This is a genomic window from Pseudomonas sp. Irchel 3H9, assembly GCF_900187495.1.
Classification (GTDB): domain Bacteria; phylum Pseudomonadota; class Gammaproteobacteria; order Pseudomonadales; family Pseudomonadaceae; genus Aquipseudomonas; species Aquipseudomonas sivasensis.
The window spans coordinates 18,462-36,156 of record NZ_FYDK01000001.1; the positions used below are offsets into that span (position 1 = coordinate 18,462).

Sequence of the window (17,695 nt, forward strand, 5' to 3'; positions counted from 1 at the left end):
ACGTGCCCGAGCACTGATCAACCTGGTCACTGAAACGGTCGTTTGCAGCGTCAACGAAAAAGCCCGCCCCAGAGCCCTTGCTGTCGATTTTGTAATCTTTGCTCCACCGACCTGATAAGTCGCGAGCGCTACATTGCCAGCGCTTGGACTTCATGGCCGTGGAACTCTCGTTATGGCAATTTCCGTTAAAAAACTGATGGGGGCGACAGTGTTGTGGTTGGCTGCAAACGCGGCCCTGGCGCAACCCCTGACCCTCGATAGCGCCCTGCAAAACGCCTTCGCCAACAACCCGGACCTGGCCGCTGCGCAGTGGGAAATTGATATCGCTGCGGGCGGTCGCCAACAGGCTGGGCTGATCCCCAATCCGGTCGCTTCCTGGGACGCCGAAGACACTCGCCGCGACTCACGCACCACCACCATCAAGCTCAGCCAGACTCTGGAACTGGGCGGCAAGCGCGGTGCACGCATCGATGTCGCTTCCCGTACTCAGGACGCCGCCGCGCTGACCCTGGAACAGCGCCGCAACAGCCTGCGCACTGACGTGATCGACAGCTATTACGCCGCCCTTCGCGCCCAGGAGCGGCTCGATCTGGCGCAACGCTCCCTGGCCTTGGCCGAGCGTGGTCTGGTGGTCGCCAATGGTCGCGTCACCGCAGGCAAGTCGTCTCCGGTGGAAGCCACGCGCGCACAAGTGCAGTTGTCGGAAATCCGCCTGGAATTCAACCGCGCACAGATCGGCCTTACCGACGCCTATCGCCGCCTGGCCGCCAGCACGGGCAGCGCCAGCGCCGACTTCGCGTCCGTCGCCCCGCCAAGTCAATCCACCCCCGCGTTGCCGCCCGCTGCGCAATTGCTGGCGCGCCTTGAGCAAACCACCGAGCTGCGCCTGGCCGAACTGCAGATCCTGCAGAACGAGGCCAATGTGGGCCTGGAGAAAGCCCAGCGGATTCCCGACCTCGATGTGTCCATCGGCAGCCAATACGACGCGAGCGTGCGCGAGCGCGTGAACCTGGTGGGGGTGTCGATGCCGATCCCGCTGTTCAACCGCAACCAGGGCAACGTGCTTGCCGCCACCCGCCGCGCTGATCAGGCCCGCGATCTGCGCAATGCCGCCGAACTTCGCCTGCGCACCGAAACCCGCCAGGCCCTCGACCTGTGGCAAGCCGCCAATAACGAGGTGCGCGCGTTCAACCAGCAGATCCTGCCCGCCGCCCAAAGCGCGGTAGACGCCGCCACCCGTGGCTTCGAGATGGGCAAGTTCAACTTCCTCGACGTGCTCGACGCCCAGCGCACCCTGATTGCGGCACGCACCCAATACCTGACGGCCACCTCCCAGGCCACCGACGCCTGGCTGCGCATCGAGCGGATTTACGGCGACCTCGCCCGGTTCTGATTTTTTCTGGAGTCCCCTATGAATAGAAAACACGGCGTGGCGCTTGCCGTCGCCTTGGGCCTGATGCTGTCCAGCCTGGCAAATGCCGAGGAAGAAGAAGGCGCACTCGAACTCACCGCGCAGCAAATCGAGGCTGCCGGCATTCAACTTGCCCAGGCCCAACCCAGGCCGATCAGTACTTTGCTGACGCTACCGGGAGAAGTGCGGTTTGACGAAGACCGCACCTCGCACATCGTCCCGCGTGCTGCCGGGGTGGTGGAGTCGGTGAAGGTCAATCTCGGTCAATCAGTGAAGGCGGGCGAGTTGCTGGCGGTGATCGCCAGCCAGCAGATTTCTGACCAGCGCAGCGAGCTGGCTGCCAGCGAGCGCCGGGTGGAACTGGCGCGTACGACCTTCCAGCGTGAGCGCCAGTTATGGCAGGACAAGATCTCCGCCGAGCAGGATTACCTGCTGGCGCGCCAGTCCCTGCAAGAGGCCGAAATCGCGCTGAACAATGCCCGCCAGAAGATGACTGCCCTCAGCGGCAGTGCGGTGTTGGTCGGCGGCAATCGGTATGAGCTGCGTGCGCCGTTCGCCGGTGTGGTGGTTGAAAAACACCTCGGTGTTGGCGAGGTCGTGAGCGAAACCAGTAACGCCTTTACCCTCTCGGACTTGTCCCAGGTGTGGGTCACCTTCGGCGTGTTTCCCAAAGACTTGAACAAGGTTCGCATCGGCAAACCGGTGACCGTCAGTTCCACGGAAATGGGTACCCACGTGCGCGGCACCGTGGCCTACGTCGGCAATCTACTCGGCGAGCAAACGCGCACCGCCACCGTGCGCGTGAGCGTGCCCAACCCTGACGATGCCTGGCGCCCTGGGCTGTTTGTCACGGTGCAACTGGCCACGGACACCGCCCAGGCCAAGGTCACCGTACCGCAGGAAGCGATCCAGACCGTCGAGGACAAACCCTCGGTGTTCGTGCGCACCCCGGACGGTTTTATCACTCGCCATCTTGAACTGGGCGTCAGTGAAAACGGCTACGTCGAAGTGCGCCAGGGGCTGGACGCCGGCGAGCAGGTGGCCACGGTCGGCAGCTTCATCCTCAAGTCCGAACTGGGCAAAGGCTCGGCCGAGCACGCCCATTGATCCTGCGAGTGATTCCCCATGTTTGAGCGCCTTATCCAATTCGCCATTGAGCAGCGCATCATCGTGCTGCTGGCGGTGCTGTTGATGGCCGGTGTCGGCATCGCCAGCTATCAGAAATTGCCCATAGACGCGGTGCCTGACATCACCAACGTGCAGGTACAGATCAACTCGGCGGCGGCTGGTTTCTCGCCATTGGAAACCGAGCAGCGCATTACTTTTCCCATCGAAACTGCGATGGCCGGTCTGCCGGGTTTGCAGCAGACGCGTTCGCTGTCGCGCTCCGGCTTGTCCCAGGTCACGGTGATTTTCAAGGACGGCACCGATCTGTTCTTCGCCCGTCAATTGGTCAACGAACGCTTGCAAGTCGCGCGCGAGCAATTGCCCAGCGGCATCGAAACGGCGATGGGACCGATCTCCACCGGGCTTGGGGAAATCTTCCTGTGGACCGTGGAAGCCAAGGACGGCGCGCTCAAGGACGACGGCACGCCTTACACGCCGACGGACCTGCGGGTGATCCAGGACTGGATTATCAAGCCGCAACTGCGCAACGTGCCCGGCGTGGCCGAGATCAACACCATCGGCGGCTTTGCCAAGGAATACCAGATCGCCCCAGATCCAAAGCGTTTGGCGGCCTACAACCTGACTTTGAACGATCTCGTCACCGCGCTGGAGCGCAACAACGCCAACGTCGGCGCCGGTTATATCGAGCGCAGTGGCGAGCAACTGCTGATCCGCGCACCGGGGCAATTGGCGTCCATTGATGACATCGCCAATATCGTCATCACGTCTGCGGACGGCACGCCGATTCGCGTGCGTAATGTGGCCCAGGTCGAGATCGGCCGTGAACTGCGCACTGGCGCCGCCACGGAAAACGGCCGTGAAGTGGTGCTGGGCACGGTGTTTATGTTGATCGGCGAAAACAGCCGCAGCGTGTCCCAGGCCGTGGCGAAAAAACTCGAAGACATCAACCGCTCGCTGCCCGAAGGTGTGGTGGCGGTGACGGTCTACGACCGCACCAACCTCGTCGAAAAAGCCATTGCCACGGTAAAGAAGAACCTCTTTGAAGGGGCGCTGTTGGTGGTCGCGGTGCTGTTTCTGTTCCTGGGCAATATCCGGGCGGCGTTGATCACCGCGATGGTGATTCCCCTGGCGATGCTGTTCACCTTCACCGGCATGTTCACCAACAAAGTCAGCGCCAACCTGATGAGCCTCGGCGCGCTGGACTTCGGCATTATCGTCGACGGCGCGGTGGTGATCGTCGAGAACGCCATCCGCCGCCTGGCCCACGCGCAACAGCGCCACGGTCGTCTGTTGACCCGCAGCGAGCGCCTGCACGAAGTGTTCGCCGCCGCCAAGGAGGCAAGGCGTGCGTTGATCTTTGGGCAGTTGATCATCATGGTCGTCTACCTGCCGATCTTCGCCCTCACCGGTGTGGCCGGGAAGATGTTCCACCCCATGGCCTTCACTGTCGTGATCGCCCTGCTGGGCGCGATGATTCTGTCGGTGACCTTCGTACCGGCGGCGATTGCGCTGTTTGTCACTGGCAAGGTCAAGGAAGAGGAAAATCTGGTGATGCGCAGCGCACGCCGGGTCTACGCGCCGGTGCTGGATTGGGTGATGACGCGCCGTCCGCTGGTGTTCGGTCTGGCGCTGCTGACCATCGTTGGTTCGGGCGCGGTGGCCAGCCGCATGGGCAGTGAATTTATCCCCAGCCTCAGCGAGGGCGATTTCGCCCAACAGGCCCTGCGTGTGCCCGGCACCAGCCTCACGCAATCGGTGCAGATGCAGCAGCAGCTTGAGAAAGTATTGATGGCCCAGGTGCCGGAAATCGAGCGGGTGTTTGCGCGCACCGGTACCGCAGAAATCGCCTCTGACCCGATGCCGCCGAATATTTCCGACAGCTACGTGATGCTTAAACCCAAGGACCAATGGCCCGATCCGGACAAAACCCGCGAAACGCTGATTGCGGACATTCAGCGCGCCAGTGCGATCGTGCCAGGCAGCGCGTATGAACTGTCGCAACCGATCCAACTGCGCTTCAACGAGCTGATCTCCGGGGTACGCAGTGATGTGGCGGTCAAGGTGTTTGGCGATGACATGGCGGTGTTGAATAAGACCGCCGGGGAAATCGCCGAGACCTTGCAGAAGCTTGATGGCGCCTCGGAAGTGAAGGTGGAACAGACCTCCGGTTTGCCGGTGCTGACCATCAATATCGACCGCGACAAGGCTGCGCGTTTTGGCCTGAATGTCGGTGATGTGCAGGACACTATTGCGGTGGCCGTCGGTGGGCGCCAGGCCGGTACGTTGTATGAAGGCGACCGCCGTTTTGACATGGTTGTGCGTTTGTCCGACGCCCTGCGCACCGATATCGACGGCCTGTCGCGGCTGCTGATCCCGGTGCCGGCGCTGGCTTCCGGGCAACTGGGTTTTATTGCCTTGTCCCAAGTTGCCAGCCTGGACCTGGTGCTCGGTCCGAATCAGATCAGCCGCGAGAACGGCAAGCGCCTGGTGATCGTCAGCGCCAACGTGCGTGGGCGCGATATTGGTTCGTTTGTGGCAGAGGCCGAAGCGGCCATCACCGATCAGGTGAAAGTACCGGCGGGCTACTGGACCACCTGGGGCGGCCAGTTCGAACAGCTCAAGGAAGCCTCCGAGCGCTTGCGCATCGTGGTGCCGGTGGCATTGCTGCTGGTGTTCGGCTTGCTGTTTATGATGTTCAACAACCTCAAGGACGGGCTGCTGGTGTTTACCGGCATTCCGTTCGCGTTAACGGGTGGGATCATGGCCTTGTGGCTGCGGGATATTCCTCTGTCGATCTCGGCAGGGGTGGGCTTTATCGCGTTGTCCGGTGTGGCGGTGCTCAATGGCCTGGTGATGATTGCGTTTATCCGCAACCTGCGCGAGGAAGGGCGCTCATTGTCGGTGGCGATCAACGAAGGCGCTCTGACCCGACTGCGCCCAGTGTTGATGACCGCACTGGTGGCGTCCCTCGGATTTATCCCCATGGCCCTGGCCACCGGCACCGGGGCCGAGGTGCAACGGCCGCTGGCGACAGTGGTGATCGGGGGGATTATTTCTTCGACGTTGCTGACCTTGCTGGTGTTGCCGGCGTTGTACCAGTGGGCGCATCGCAAAGAAGAGGGCAATGGTTGAAGTAGTTGAAGCGGGGTTTCTGTGGTGTCTGTGGTGAGCGGGCTTGCCCCGCGCTGGGCTGCGAAGCGGCCCTAATCCGGCTACCGGGGTTTTTAAGACAAACCGCAGCGCCTGTTTTTGGGGCTGCTTCGCAGCCCAGCGCGGGGCAAGCCCGCTCACCACAATAAGCTCGCTCGGCACAACAAGCGCGGTGATCACAATAAGCTCGATCGCCACAACAAGTGCGGTGACCAAAATAAGCCCGATCACGTTGCTGACCTTGCTGGTGTTGCCGGCGTTGTACCAGTGGGCGCATTGCAAGGAAGAGGGCAATGGTTGAAGTAGTTGAAGCGGGGCTTCTGTGGTGTCTGTGGTGAGCGGGCTTGCCCCGCGCTGGGCTGCGAAGCGGCCCTAATCCGGCTACCGAGGTTTTCAAGAAAAACTGCAGCGTCTGTTTTCAGGGCTGCTTCGCAGCCCAGCGCGGGGCAAGCCCGCTCACCACAATAATCCCGCTCGGCACAACAAGTGCGGTGACCACAATAAGCCCGCTCACCACAACAAGTGCGGTGACCACATCAAGCCTGATCACTAAAAAACGGCGTGTTCAAGGAAGGGGAAACACCAGTCTGAACCGCGTAAAGCACCCTGGTTGGCTGCTGACGTCGGCGTGCCCTTGGTGCAGGTGCATGATCGATTGCACGATGGCCAGTCCCAACCCGGTGCCGCCTTCGGCGCGGGTGCGACTGCTGTCGGCGCGGTAGAAACGTTCGAACAGGTGCGGCAGGTGCTGCGTTTCTATGCCTCGGCCGGGGTTGCCCACCGACAGCGCCACGCTCTGGTCGTAGGTTTCCACCAGCAGCAACACGCTGGCGCCGCTGGGCGTGTGGCGGATCGCGTTGGACAGCAGGTTAGAGATGGCGCGCTGGATCATCAGGCGATCCCCGGTCACCCACGCGTCGCCGCGCAGGCTCAGGGTGACCTGCTTGTCCTCGGCACTCAGGGAGAACAGTTCGATCACCCGCTGCGCTTCGTCCCCCAGTGACACCGCGCCAAACCCGGCCCGTGCCGCCGGGTGGCTGACTTGGGCGAGAAACAGCATGTCGGAGACGATGCGCGACAGGCGTTCCATTTCCTCGGTGCAGGATTCCAGCCCGGCTTTGTACTCGTCCGAAGGGCGCTCGCGGGACAGGGTCACTTGGGCCTTGCCCATCAGGTTGGTCAACGGCGCGCGCAGTTCGTGGGCCAGGTCGTCGGAGAATTGCGACAGCTGCTGCACCCCGGCATCGAGGCGATTGAGCATCACGTTGAAACCTTGTGCCAACTCGCCCAGTTCCTTGGGCAGGTTATCCACAGACAACCGATGGGTCAGGTCCTGGGTGGTGACTTGGGCCGCCACATGGCTGAACTGCTTCAATGGCGCCAAGCCGCGTTGCACCAGCCACCAGGCGCCCATGCCGATCAGGATCAACAACAACGGCAAGGCGATCACCGTGGAGCGCAGGTAGGCGCTGAGTAACGCTTCATCGTCGGAGCGGTCCAGCGACAGCAATACCCGCACATACTCGCCGCCGCGCAAGGGCATCACGTGGGTGGCGGTGAGGATGCGATTGTCGCGACCGTCCACCCAATTCACGTAGGCCAGGTTTTTGCCGGCGGGGGCGTCGAGCAACAGCGGCTGCTGAGGTTTGGCGCCAACGCTGAGCAGCACCGGCGCGTCAGGCTGGGTGCCGGTGATGGTCAGGTAGATGTTGTCGTGGCCCATCACCAAGTCCAGCAACGAGTGAGGGCGGGCGGCGATGTCGTGGGGTCTTAAATCCTGGCGCAGGCTGTGTTCCAACTGCTCCATCTTGTTTTCCAGGCCTTTGCGCGCGAGGTTTTCCAATTCGTGGGTCAGGGCCAGGTAGGCGAGGGTGGCGAGCAGTACGACCAGCCCCGCGCCCATCAGGCTGACCGTCAGGCCCAGGCGCATCGATAGGCTGCTGGTCTTCATTGGCGCGCTTCCAGCACATAACCCACGCCGCGAATGGTGTGGATCAGCTTGACCTCGCTCTGGTCATCGACCTTGCCGCGCAGGCGGCTGATGGAGACTTCCACTACGTTGGTGTCGCAATCGAAGTTCATGTCCCACACCAGGGAAATAATCTGCGTGCGGGTCATCACCTCGCCCGTCTGGCGCATCAGCACATGCAGCAGGGCGAACTCCTTGGTGGTCAGGTCGATGCGCCGGTTGCCGCGATAGGCACGATGCCGGCGTGGGTCCAACTCCAGGTCCGAGACGCGCAGCACCTCCGGCAGCGGGATATGTTCACTGCGCCGCAGCAGGGTGCGCACGCGGGCGAGCAACTCGGGAAATTCGAAGGGTTTGACCAGGTAATCGTCGGCGCCCATGTCCAGGCCCTTGATTTTATCGGCCAGGCGCCCGCGCGCTGTGAGCATCATCACGCGCTGATTGCCCTCACGGCGCAGTTGCTCCAGCACTTCCCAACCGTCGGTGTTGGGCAGGTTGACGTCGAGGATCACCAGTTCATAGGTGTTTTGCCTGGCCAGGTGCAGACCGTCGATGCCGCTGGCGGCGCAGTCGACGACGTAACCGCTTTCGGTCAGGCCTTGCTGCAAGTAATCGGCGGTTTTCTGCTCGTCCTCAACCACAAGGATACGCATGGGGATTTACCTTCAAGGAAACGAAAGGAGATGGCCTCATAGAGGCTCTGAGGGATCTATAGGAAAACTCTGAAGCCTGAAGTAGCTTTAGGGTCAAGGCAGCCCAGGCCGCTGCGACGATTCGTCGCTGAACACACGCACAAAAAAAACGCCCCAGACGGGGCGTAAAAATTCATCTCTGTTCCAAAGGAGCTACACAAAAGCTGCAGAGATGAAGTGTGTTCGATGTGCAGTATAAAAAGTGCAACTTAACGAGAAGGTGGGGCCGATATTACAGTTCTGACAGACTTCAACTTGTGAACAGATGTACGACATCGGCAACTGAATGTAAGTGGAACACCTAGAGCACGGCCAACGGATACTCGATAATCACGCGAACTTCTTCCAGGTCCGACTCGAACGCACTTGAACGCACGGTGGCCTGGCGCAGCCTGAGCGACAGATCTTTCAAGTTGCCACTTTGCACCACGTACTTGGCTTCGATATCCCGCTCCCATCGGCGTTGATCGGTGAGCGGATCGCCGGCTGAATCGCGGCGCATGTACACCGCGTTGGCGTTGCTGTAATCGGCGCCGGTGCCTTTGGCGTAGCGGGTCATGAACGACAGGCCGGGGATGCCGAAGGCCTGCATGTCCAGGTCATAGCGAACCATCCACGAGCGTTCCTTGGGCGAGTTGAAGTCGCTGTACTGGATCGAGTTGTTGAGGAAGATCGAGTCCGAGTTGCGCAGGTAGTCGAAGTCGTCATCGCCGTTGTTGCGTTGATGGGACACGGCCAGGCTGTGGGCGCCGACCTTCACCCCGAGTCGGGCGCTCCAGATGGTGTTATCGAATTCACCGAGCAGTTTTTTACCTTCGTCCACAGCCTTATAGACGTTCACGTCGCCGAACAACGAGACGTCGTCGCTCAGCGGGTAACTGGCCGCGCTGCCCGCGTAATACTGGTTCCACGCGTCTTTGAGTCGGCTGCTATAGAGGCTTAGGCTGAGGTGTTTGTTGAACTGGTAATCGCCGCCGCCATAGGCGATCCATGGCGAGTCCACGGGGCCTGCGTAAAACGTTGCAAAGCCTTTGTTCATGCCGCTTTCAGCCGGTTGGCTCATGCCGCTCAGGCGCCCGCCCTGCAAGGTCAGGCCTTCCAGGCTGGTGTTCTGCGCGGTCACGCCACTGAAGGTTTCCGGCAGCACCCGTGAATCGCCGTAGGCCACCACCGGCGTAAGCGGGAACACGTCGCCGGCCTTGATCACCGTGTCCAATACGCGCAATTTCGCCGCGCCGCCCACTTTGCTGTAGCTGTCTTCGGGATGGTTGTTGCTGTCCACCGGCATCACGCCGAACGAGCCCTTGCCGCCGCTGCGGCCGGTGCCCGAGTCGAGCTTCACGCCGACCATGGCGAAGGCGTCCAGGCCAAACCCCACGGTGCCCTGGGTAAAGCCAGACTCGAATTTACCGATCAAACCCTGGGCCCAGGCTTCCGAATAACCATTGCCGGTCGGGCTGGATTGGCCCTTGCGATCATCGCGATTGAAGTAAAAATTGCGCGCCAGCACGTTCAGGCTGCTGCCTTCGATAAACCCTTCGGGCGTGTCTTCAACCGCTACCGCCGCCAGGGGTAAGGCGGCGCACAGTGATAGGGGAAGGGTGTAATAACGGATCTGCATGTTTCGCTCCTCGGTATTGGCAGTTATCAGCTTCTTATGGAGGTGGGCGTTCTTATTGATTTGGCCCGGGCTGATAGTTGCAAACCGTGGATAACGATTGGATGGCTTGAACATTACAATTCTGGAAACTCCCTGCCGCCTAACAAATAAGTAATGTTCTGGTGAACATCGTGACAGGGTGGGTTGGTTAGTCTCGGCACTGAACTTTCAGTCGAGGAATTAACCATGAACTTTTATCGCATTGGCTTGGGTGTATTGATCGCTACGTTGTCATTCGGGGCACTGGCCGAAGGCGGCGGTGACCGCACCTTTGACCGAATGATGGAGCGCAATGAAAAAGCCATGGCCGCCTACGCGGAGAAAAACGGCAAACCCGCGCCCCAGGTGCAGGTGTATCGCTATGGCATGGACCTGGACATTGCCAAGGTGGTCAACGTCACACCGCCGATCCGCGCCTGTAACCCTGTGCCCTCGCGCATGACCTATGAGGACTCCAGCGGAACACTCACTACCTTGGAATATCAAGTCATGGGCGTGTGTCGAAATAACGGCAGTTAATGGCGTCAAAAAAAAGAGTCGGGAATGGCACTAAAGTACGCTTCAGAAAGGCTCCGCAGGGCCGATGCATGTCAGATCTTTCTTTCTCCATTTGACCATCGGTGACCAATGTTCAACACCCGTTTGAAGCAGGAGCTGTCGGCTCTTCGCGAAGAATTGTCCAGCTTGCAGCAGGTTAAGGAGAGCCTGGAAAGCGAAATGTTGTGCCTGACGCTGGACGCCGAAGGTCGGGTGGAATGGGCGAATGCCAATTTCCTGCAGGAGCTGGCTTACCAATCGAGCAATATTGTGGGGCGCCCCATCGAAGATTTGGTGCCAGTTCATGTACGCAGGGATGAGTTCCAGCAGCGCTTCAACAACGCACTGCGACGTGGCGAGCACTTCGCTGGCACTGTGCGGTTGATGCGTGGCAATGGCCTGGAAGTGTGGCTGCGCTCGATCGTGCAGCCGGTGCGCAGTTCCGATGGGCGCATCAAGCATTTTTCGATTTACGCCAGCGACCTGACCCGCACCATCGAAGCATCGCGCGAGCATGAAAACCTGATTACTGCACTGGTGCGTTCCACCGCTGTGATCGAGTTCGACCTGGGCGGCCATGTGCTCACCGCGAATGATCGGTTCCTCGGCGGCATGGGTTACAGCCTGGCGCAGATCCAGGGCAAACATCACCGTATGTTCTGTGAGCCGCAGGAGTACAACAGCGCCGAGTACCAGAACTTCTGGAATCGTCTGAACAACGGTGAGTTCGTCGCCGCTCGCTTCAAGCGTGTGGACAGCCGTGGGCATGTGGTGTGGTTGGAAGCTACCTACAACCCGGTGATGGACGCCAATGAACGCCTGTACAAAGTGGTCAAGTTCGCTACGGTGATCACCGATCAGGTCAACCGTGAACAAACGGTGGCCGACGCCGCGAACATTGCGTACACCACCTCCCTGCAAACCGACAACAGCGCCCAACGCGGCACCACGGTGGTGACTCAGGCGGTGGAAGTGATGCGCGATCTGGCTACGCACATGCAGCAGGCCGGTGAAGGCATTGAGGCGCTGAACGCGCAATCCCAGGTGATAGGCACCATCGTCAAGACCATCAGCGGCATCGCCGAGCAGACCAACTTGCTGGCGCTCAACGCGGCCATCGAGGCGGCGCGCGCCGGCGAGCAGGGCCGCGGTTTTGCGGTAGTGGCCGATGAGGTCCGCCAGTTGGCGTCGCGTACCAGCAAAGCCACCGAGGAAATCGTCGTTGTGGTGCGTCAGAACCAGGACATGGCCCGCGATGCGGTAGCCCTGATGACCGACGGCCGTCTGCAAGCCGAGCAAGGTCTGGCCCTGGCGGCGGAAGCGGGCACGGTGATTGTGGAGATCCAGGACGGCGCACAGAAGGTGGTCAGCGCTGTGGGGCAATTCGCTAACCAACTGTCGACCTGACCCGTAGGGCTCATGCTTGAGGTATCGTAGGTTTTTTCCGTTTAGAAGAGCCGATCCTCCATGAGCCCTGCCCACTGCCGCCCCGTTCCGCTGTCCAAGGCCTATCGCTTGCTCAACCACGGCCCGACCGTGCTGGTCAGTGCGGCCCACAACGGCCAGCGCAATATCATGGCGGCGGCCTGGGCCATGCCGCTGGACTTCGAACCGCCGAAAGTCGCTGTGGTGCTGGACAAGGCCACCTGGACCCGTCAGCTGTTGGAGGGCGCCGGCACGTTCGTGCTGCAGGTGCCCTGCGCGGCCCAGGCCGACCTGGTTCAGACAGTCGGCAATACCACCGGCACCGAGCGCGACAAGTTCGCCACGTATGGCTTGCAAACCTTCAGCGGTGAACACACCGATGCGCCCTTGCTGGAAGGCTGCGTAGCCTGGCTGGAATGTCGCCTGCTTCCCGAACCCCACAACCAGCAGACCTATGACCTGTTCCTCGGCGAAGTGGTCGCGGCCTATGCCGACGAGCGGGTGTTCAGTGAAGGCCACTGGCACTTTGAAGGTCATGATGAGTTGCGCACTTTGCACCATGTAGCCGGCGGCAATTTCCTGAGCATCGGCCAGCCGATTGTGGGGCGGCAGCTCTAAGCCTCACCAGCGTGCGTTTGCCAGCGCCTCGGCAAACGCCATCAATTTTGGCGAGTACTGCCGGGATGGCGGGTAGACCAACGAGATGCCCCGGCTGCGCCCGGCGACTGTCTCCAATACTGGCACCAGGCGTCCTTTAGCCAGGTCATCCCGCACGGCGAAATCCATTACCTGGGCAATGCCAAAGCCTCCCACGGCGCCGTCGACCATCGCATCACCGATATCAAAGATCAGCCGCCCCTCGACACTGACGTCCTGCACTTTGCCGTCGATCATGAATTGCCAATCCACCATACGGCCGGTACGTAAGTTGCGCACGGTGAGGCAGTGGTGGTCCTTGAGTTCATCAATTGTCTGCGGAGTACCAAAGCGCGCCAGATAGGCGGGTGCGGCAACGGTGATCCATCGCAGGGGTGCCAGGTTGCGGGCGATCAAGCGTTGGTCCTGGATTTCTCCGGTGCGCAACAACGCGTCGAAGCCTTCATCGACGATATCCACCAGGCGGTCGGTCATTACGGCTTCGATGCGCAACTCGGGGTAACGCAAGGTCAACTCGCCGATGACCGGCATCACCACCTTGCGGCCGAACAATGAAGGTGTACTGATTTTCAACAGGCCCGATGGGCTGCAGCGACGGTCGAGCATCAGCTTTTCGGTTTCGGCCAGTTCCGCCAGCAGCGGCGCGCTGCGCTCGTAGAGCATCTGGCCATCGGGGGTCAGGCTGACGCTGCGCGTATTACGTTGCAGCAGGCGCACGCCCAATTCGTTTTCCAGGCGTGAGATGGCGCGGGACAGGCCCGACTGAGTGAGCCCCAGATCACCCGCCGCACGGGTAAAACTGCGGGCTTCGGCCACGCGGACCAGCAGGCGAACAGCATTCAGATCCATGATTAAAGTCATTACTGAAAGAGTGGTAGGGCTATTTATCACTTGGTCCGCATAAAAGACACTGGCGGCACTTCATTTTCGGACAGGACGCTGTGATGTCTCCCTCACGACCTTCAGGCTGGATGCTGGCGTTACTGGCCACCGCTCAGTTGATCATCGCCCTTGATGCCACCATCGTATTTGTGGCGCTGCCGCAAATCGGCACTCACTTGGATTTCTCTGCCCAGCAATTGCAGTGGGTGGTCAGTGCCTACAGCGTAGCGTTTGGCGGTTTCTTGTTGCTGGGTGGCCGTGCCACTGACTTGTTGGGCAAGCGCCGCCTGTATCGCGTGGGCCAGTCGCTGTATGCGCTGTCGTCCCTGGCGGCAGTGGTCGGCGGCAGCGCGGTGTTGCTGGTGCTGGCGCGAGCAGTGCAGGGCGTGGGCGGCGCGCTGTTGTTCCCGGCGACCCTGGCGTTGATCAACACCCACTACGCCGAAGGTCCGGCACGCAACCGTGCGTTCGCGGTATGGAGCGCAGCGTCAGCCGCGGGGTTGGCGCTCGGCGCCTTGCTCGGCGGTGTGCTGACCCAGGTGTGGGGTTGGGAGGCGGTGTTTCTGGTCAACGTGCCGTTGGCTGGCGGTTGTGCATGGGCGGCGCGTTATTGGATTCCTGCCGATGGCGCTCGGGCCCACGGCCGTAATTTCGATATCAGCGGCGCGCTGACCGTGACCGTCGGCGGTACGTTGCTGGTGTTTTCCCTGGTGCAAGGCCCCGAGTGGGGCTGGGCGGCACTGTCGACCCTCGGTTGTATCGCCTTGGCTGTGGCATTGCTGGGGCTGTTCGCCTGGATTGAACATCGCGGCCGCGATCCGCTGATGCCGCTGCGCTTGCTGGCTTATCGAGAATTGCGCATGGCCATGGTACTGACGGCAGTGTTCATGAGCAGCTTTGGCGTGCAGTACTACTTCCTGGCGCTGTATTACCAGCAGGTCTACGGCTATAGCGTGTTGCAAGCGGGCTTGGCGTTTTTGCCGGCAACCTTGGTGTGCACATTTGGCATCTGGCTAGCGGAGCGCTCGATGGCGCGGCTGGGGCTGCGCAACACCTTGGTCAGCGGGCAATTGGCCGGCGCGGTGGGGATTGCGCTGGTGTGTTGGGCATTGCCCACCGGGGTGGGATTCTGGTCGCTGCTGCCGGGGATTTTCATCCTGAGCATTGGCCAGGGCATGACGTGGACGGCGATGTGGGTGGCAGCCGGGCTAGGCATCCGTCCTGGGGAGCAGGGCGTGGCGGCGGGGATGGCGTCTACCAGCCAGCAGATTGGTGGCGCGTTGGGGTTGGCGGTGTTGGTGTCGGTGGCCAATGCGGGTGGGATCGAGTTGGCGTTGTGGTGGAGTGCGGCGATTGCGCTGGTGGGGGCGGTGTTGGTGCTGGCGCTGAAAGAGCGCCATCCCATGTCGAACTCATCACAGCAAGCCCCCATTTAGAGTGCATGTTTAAAACGCTGACTCAGCGCCCGAGCATCTTCACCCACCGGGACGGCGGCATGCCGTAGGTGCTGCGAAACTGCCGGGTCATGTGGCTCTGGTCGGTGAAGCCGGCGATCAGCGCGGCGTCCACCAGCGACTGTCCCTGCGCCAGCAGACTGCGCACCAGGTCCAGGCGGCGCATCGTCAGGTAGCGGTAGGGGCTGGTGCCGAACAGCACACGAAAATCCCGCGACAATGCCCAGCGGTCGCGGCCAGCGTGATCAGCGATTTCGTCCAGGGTGATGCTGCGGCCCAGGGTGCTGTGGATAAACTCCCGGGCGCGCTCGGCGGCTACGTAATCGAAGGTCTTACGGCTGACGATCGCCCCCGACGCATTGTTGAGCGCATGGGCCAGGTCGAACATCGCGTCCTGTTCCTGCAACGGGTCAATCGGATGATCGAGGTTCTGCAGCAGCACTTCGCTGGCGCGGAACAGCCTTGGGTCAGTGGATAAACCACTGGGGATAAACGGCAGCGGCTTGCCGCCGAGTATCTGCTGAATCAGTGACGGCTCCACGTAGATCATCCGGTACTTGAAGCCTTCGTCGCTGCCGGCGTGGCCGTCGTGGGTCTCGTCGGGATGAAGCACCATGGTCGTGCCGGGCAGGCTGTGGATCATGTCGCCGCGGTAGTGAAAACTCTGCACGCCAGACAAGGTACGCCCGATGGCGTAGGTGTCATGGCGATGTGGGTCGAACGCAAAGCCCGCAAAGTACGCCTCGATACGATCCAGGCCGCTGGCATGCGGGGCGCGGTGCAGCCAGTCGAGAGTGTGGATAGGGTTGCCCATGGTGGCGTGTCACAAGAAGAGATGGAAATACGTTAACCCAGTCTGCAACCCTTGTCTGCCGGGGTCTTGTACGATTGTGCAGGCGGTGGGCGAGGTCTATGCTCCTTGCTCGTCCCTGCGCTGATGGAGCTGCCCAATGGAAGTTATCAACCCCGCCTACGTGGCTCCCCTGGTCTCGCTGGCCCTGTTGTGGACGGTGGCGGTGGTCACGCCTGGGCCCAACTTCTTCAACACGGCACAGCTGGCTGCCAGTTGTTCGCGCCGCCATGGCGTGGTGGCTTCGGCGGGCGTGTCCACCGGCACGATCATGTGGGGGCTGGCGGGTGGCCTGGGCATCAAATCGCTGTTTACCGCTGCGCCCATGTTGTACCTGGCGTTCAAGATCATCGGCGGCTGCTACCTGATTTACCTGGGGCTGAAACTGTTCAAGCGCTCGGCACCGGCGATGGGCCAGAGCCTATTGCCGGATGACACGCGACGTTCGCTGTTTTCCGCCTGGCGCCTGGGGTTGTTGGGCAACCTGTCCAACCCCAAGGCCGCGTTGTTCGTCGCCACCATCTTCGCCTCCACCATGCCGCCGTCTCCGTCGCCGATGCTACTGACCCTGGCGGTGATCACCATGGCCAGCTTGTCGTTCAGTTGGTATTCCTGCGTGGCCTTGGTGTTTTCCAGCGCGCGCATGGCCAACCTCTACAGCCGCTCACGCAAATGGCTCGATCGTTTTGCCGGTGGTTGCTACGTGTTGTTCGGCGCACATCTGGTAGCGAATCGCTGACCGCCCGTGGTAAGAAGCCTTACTTTCAACAGTGAGGCGAGTCATGAGCAAGGTGCGGGTGGGGATTATTTTTGGTGGTCGTTCGGCTGAGCACGAGGTCTCGTTGCAGTCGGCGCGCAATATTGTCGATGCGCTTGACCGTGCACGCTTTGAGCCGGTCCTGATCGGCATCGACAAGGCCGGCCACTGGCACCTCAACGACACCTCGAACTTCCTGATCAACCAGGAAAACCCGGCACTCATCGCCCTTAACCAATCCAACCGCGAACTGGCGGTGGTGCCCGGCAAAGCCAGCCAGCAGGTGGTGGAAACCTCCGGCAACGGCCTGCTGGCACACATCGACGTGATCTTCCCCATCGTCCACGGCACCCTCGGCGAAGACGGCTGCCTGCAAGGCCTGCTTCGCATGGCTGACTTGCCTTTCGTCGGCTCCGACGTGCTCGGCTCGGCAGTGTGCATGGACAAGGACATCAGCAAGCGCTTGCTGCGCGACGCTGGCATTGCCGTGACGCCGTTCATTACCCTGACCCGCAGCAACGCCGCGCGCACTTCCTTTGAAACTGCGGTGAATAAACTCGGCCTGCCGATGTTCGTCAAACCGGCCAACCAGGGCTCTTCGGTGGGTGTGAGCAAGGTTGGCAACGAGGCCGAGTACCACACCGCCGTTGAACTGGCGCTGGGGTTTGATCAAAAGGTGCTGGTGGAATCCGCCGTGCGCGGCCGCGAAATAGAATGCGCGGTGCTGGGTAACGAAAACCCCGTCGCAAGCGGCTGCGGCGAGATCGTGGTGAGCAGCGGCTTCTACTCCTACGACAGCAAATACATCGACGGCCAGGCGGCCCAGGTGGTGGTGCCGGCTGATATCAGCCATGAAGCCAGTGAGCGTATTCGCCGCTTGGCCCTTGAAGCGTTTGACGTGCTCGGCTGCGCAGGGTTGGCGCGGGTCGATGTGTTCTTGACCGACGACGGCGAAGTGCTGATCAACGAAATTAACTCACTGCCCGGTTTCACCCGCATCAGTATGTACCCCAAGTTATGGCAGGCGGCGGGGATGAGCTACAGCGAGTTGGTGAGCCGGTTGATCGAGCTGGCGTTGGAGCGGCATGCGGGGCGTAAGGGGTTGAAAATTAGCCGTTAACGG

13 protein-coding genes and 2 pseudogenes are annotated in these 17,695 nt (G+C 61.2%); 10 read left to right on the forward strand and 5 right to left on the reverse strand.

The genetic code is table 11. The annotated features are described in order from the left end of the window. Positions 1-172: 172 nt before the first annotated feature. Genes CKW32_RS00090 through CKW32_RS00100 form a run of 3 tightly spaced genes read left to right on the forward strand, consistent with a single transcriptional unit; the run spans position 173 to position 5,671 of the window. A complete protein-coding gene (locus CKW32_RS00090) occupies positions 173-1,393 on the forward strand; it encodes a TolC family protein (protein ID WP_095183745.1) in 1,221 nt (406 codons plus the stop codon). Between the two features lie 18 nt (positions 1,394-1,411). Beyond that, positions 1,412-2,518 carry an efflux RND transporter periplasmic adaptor subunit gene (locus tag CKW32_RS00095; RefSeq protein WP_095183746.1) on the forward strand — a complete coding sequence of 369 codons (1,107 nt, stop codon included), beginning with the start codon at positions 1,412-1,414 and terminating at the stop codon, positions 2,516-2,518. 18 nt (positions 2,519-2,536) lie between these two features. Then, positions 2,537-5,671: a CusA/CzcA family heavy metal efflux RND transporter gene (locus CKW32_RS00100; protein WP_095183747.1), complete on the forward strand. Its 3,135-nt coding sequence runs from the start codon at positions 2,537-2,539 to the stop codon at positions 5,669-5,671. 583 nt (positions 5,672-6,254) lie between these two features. Here CKW32_RS00100 and CKW32_RS00115 read toward each other — a convergent pair. The 3 genes from CKW32_RS00115 to CKW32_RS00125 all read right to left on the reverse strand — a co-directional run bounded on the left by CKW32_RS00115 (position 6,255) and on the right by CKW32_RS00125 (position 9,971). Further along, a complete protein-coding gene (locus CKW32_RS00115) occupies positions 6,255-7,640 on the reverse strand; it encodes a heavy metal sensor histidine kinase (RefSeq protein ID WP_095183748.1) in 1,386 nt (461 codons plus the stop codon). Continuing rightward, positions 7,637-8,311, reverse strand: a complete 675-nt coding sequence (locus CKW32_RS00120) for a heavy metal response regulator transcription factor (RefSeq protein WP_032886055.1) — start codon at positions 8,309-8,311, stop codon at positions 7,637-7,639. Before CKW32_RS00120 ends, CKW32_RS00115 begins: the two co-directional genes overlap by 4 nt. Before the next feature lie 340 nt (positions 8,312-8,651). Continuing rightward, complete coding sequence (locus tag CKW32_RS00125) at positions 8,652-9,971, reverse strand: OprD family porin (protein WP_095184306.1); 1,320 nt, start codon at positions 9,969-9,971, stop codon at positions 8,652-8,654. 225 nt (positions 9,972-10,196) lie between these two features. On the opposite strand from CKW32_RS00125, the gene CKW32_RS00130 reads away from it, so the two are divergent. From CKW32_RS00130 to CKW32_RS00140, 4 genes and pseudogenes are all read left to right on the forward strand, one after another. Then, positions 10,197-10,529, forward strand: coding sequence for a DUF2790 domain-containing protein (locus CKW32_RS00130; RefSeq protein WP_032886058.1), 333 nt, complete (start codon positions 10,197-10,199; stop codon positions 10,527-10,529). Positions 10,530-10,727: 198 nt separating this feature from the next. Next, positions 10,728-11,411, forward strand: a pseudogene (locus CKW32_RS28750) (PAS domain-containing protein); the annotation flags it as partial. 111 nt (positions 11,412-11,522) lie between these two features. Then, positions 11,523-11,954 (forward strand): annotated as a pseudogene (locus CKW32_RS28755) (methyl-accepting chemotaxis protein); the annotation flags it as partial. A 60-nt stretch (positions 11,955-12,014) separates the two neighbouring features. Then, positions 12,015-12,590, forward strand: a complete 576-nt coding sequence (locus CKW32_RS00140; protein WP_095183750.1) for a flavin reductase family protein — start codon at positions 12,015-12,017, stop codon at positions 12,588-12,590. A gap of 3 nt (positions 12,591-12,593) precedes the next feature. On the opposite strand, the gene CKW32_RS00145 is transcribed toward CKW32_RS00140, so the two are convergent. Further along, on the reverse strand, positions 12,594-13,478 hold the full coding sequence (locus tag CKW32_RS00145) for a LysR family transcriptional regulator (protein ID WP_095183751.1): 885 nt from the start codon (positions 13,476-13,478) through the stop codon (positions 12,594-12,596). 122 nt (positions 13,479-13,600) lie between these two features. Between CKW32_RS00145 and CKW32_RS00150 the strand changes: the two genes are divergently transcribed. Then, complete coding sequence (locus CKW32_RS00150) at positions 13,601-14,947, forward strand: MFS transporter (RefSeq protein ID WP_095183752.1); 1,347 nt, start codon at positions 13,601-13,603, stop codon at positions 14,945-14,947. A gap of 22 nt (positions 14,948-14,969) precedes the next feature. On the opposite strand, the gene CKW32_RS00155 is transcribed toward CKW32_RS00150, so the two are convergent. Further along, entirely contained in the window at positions 14,970-15,779 is an 810-nt protein-coding gene (locus CKW32_RS00155) for an AraC family transcriptional regulator (RefSeq protein ID WP_095183753.1), read from the reverse strand. A 136-nt stretch (positions 15,780-15,915) separates the two neighbouring features. On the opposite strand from CKW32_RS00155, the gene CKW32_RS00160 reads away from it, so the two are divergent. Then, positions 15,916-16,554, forward strand: coding sequence for a LysE family transporter (locus tag CKW32_RS00160; protein ID WP_095183754.1), 639 nt, complete (start codon positions 15,916-15,918; stop codon positions 16,552-16,554). Between the two features lie 43 nt (positions 16,555-16,597). Then, positions 16,598-17,692 (forward strand): D-alanine--D-alanine ligase, encoded by a 1,095-nt coding sequence (gene ddlA, locus CKW32_RS00165; protein ID WP_095183755.1) that lies wholly within the window; start codon positions 16,598-16,600, stop codon positions 17,690-17,692. Positions 17,693-17,695 lie beyond the last annotated feature (3 nt).

Bases quoted from the DNA above. Each gene is read 5' to 3' on its own strand.
- CKW32_RS00090 (WP_095183745.1), top strand. From the start codon at position 173: ATGGCAATTTCCGTTAAAAAACTGATGGGGGCGACAGTGTTGTGGTTG.
- CKW32_RS00095 (WP_095183746.1), top strand. From the start codon at position 1,412: ATGAATAGAAAACACGGCGTGGCGCTTGCCGTCGCCTTGGGCCTGATG.
- CKW32_RS00100 (WP_095183747.1), top strand. From the start codon at position 2,537: ATGTTTGAGCGCCTTATCCAATTCGCCATTGAGCAGCGCATCATCGTG.
- CKW32_RS00115 (WP_095183748.1), bottom strand. From the start codon at position 7,640: ATGAAGACCAGCAGCCTATCGATGCGCCTGGGCCTGACGGTCAGCCTG.
- CKW32_RS00120 (WP_032886055.1), bottom strand. From the start codon at position 8,311: ATGCGTATCCTTGTGGTTGAGGACGAGCAGAAAACCGCCGATTACTTG.
- CKW32_RS00125 (WP_095184306.1), bottom strand. From the start codon at position 9,971: ATGCAGATCCGTTATTACACCCTTCCCCTATCACTGTGCGCCGCCTTA.
- CKW32_RS00130 (WP_032886058.1), top strand. From the start codon at position 10,197: ATGAACTTTTATCGCATTGGCTTGGGTGTATTGATCGCTACGTTGTCA.
- CKW32_RS00140 (WP_095183750.1), top strand. From the start codon at position 12,015: ATGAGCCCTGCCCACTGCCGCCCCGTTCCGCTGTCCAAGGCCTATCGC.
- CKW32_RS00145 (WP_095183751.1), bottom strand. From the start codon at position 13,478: ATGGATCTGAATGCTGTTCGCCTGCTGGTCCGCGTGGCCGAAGCCCGC.
- CKW32_RS00150 (WP_095183752.1), top strand. From the start codon at position 13,601: ATGCTGGCGTTACTGGCCACCGCTCAGTTGATCATCGCCCTTGATGCC.
- CKW32_RS00155 (WP_095183753.1), bottom strand. From the start codon at position 15,779: ATGGGCAACCCTATCCACACTCTCGACTGGCTGCACCGCGCCCCGCAT.
- CKW32_RS00160 (WP_095183754.1), top strand. From the start codon at position 15,916: ATGGAAGTTATCAACCCCGCCTACGTGGCTCCCCTGGTCTCGCTGGCC.
- ddlA (WP_095183755.1), top strand. From the start codon at position 16,598: ATGAGCAAGGTGCGGGTGGGGATTATTTTTGGTGGTCGTTCGGCTGAG.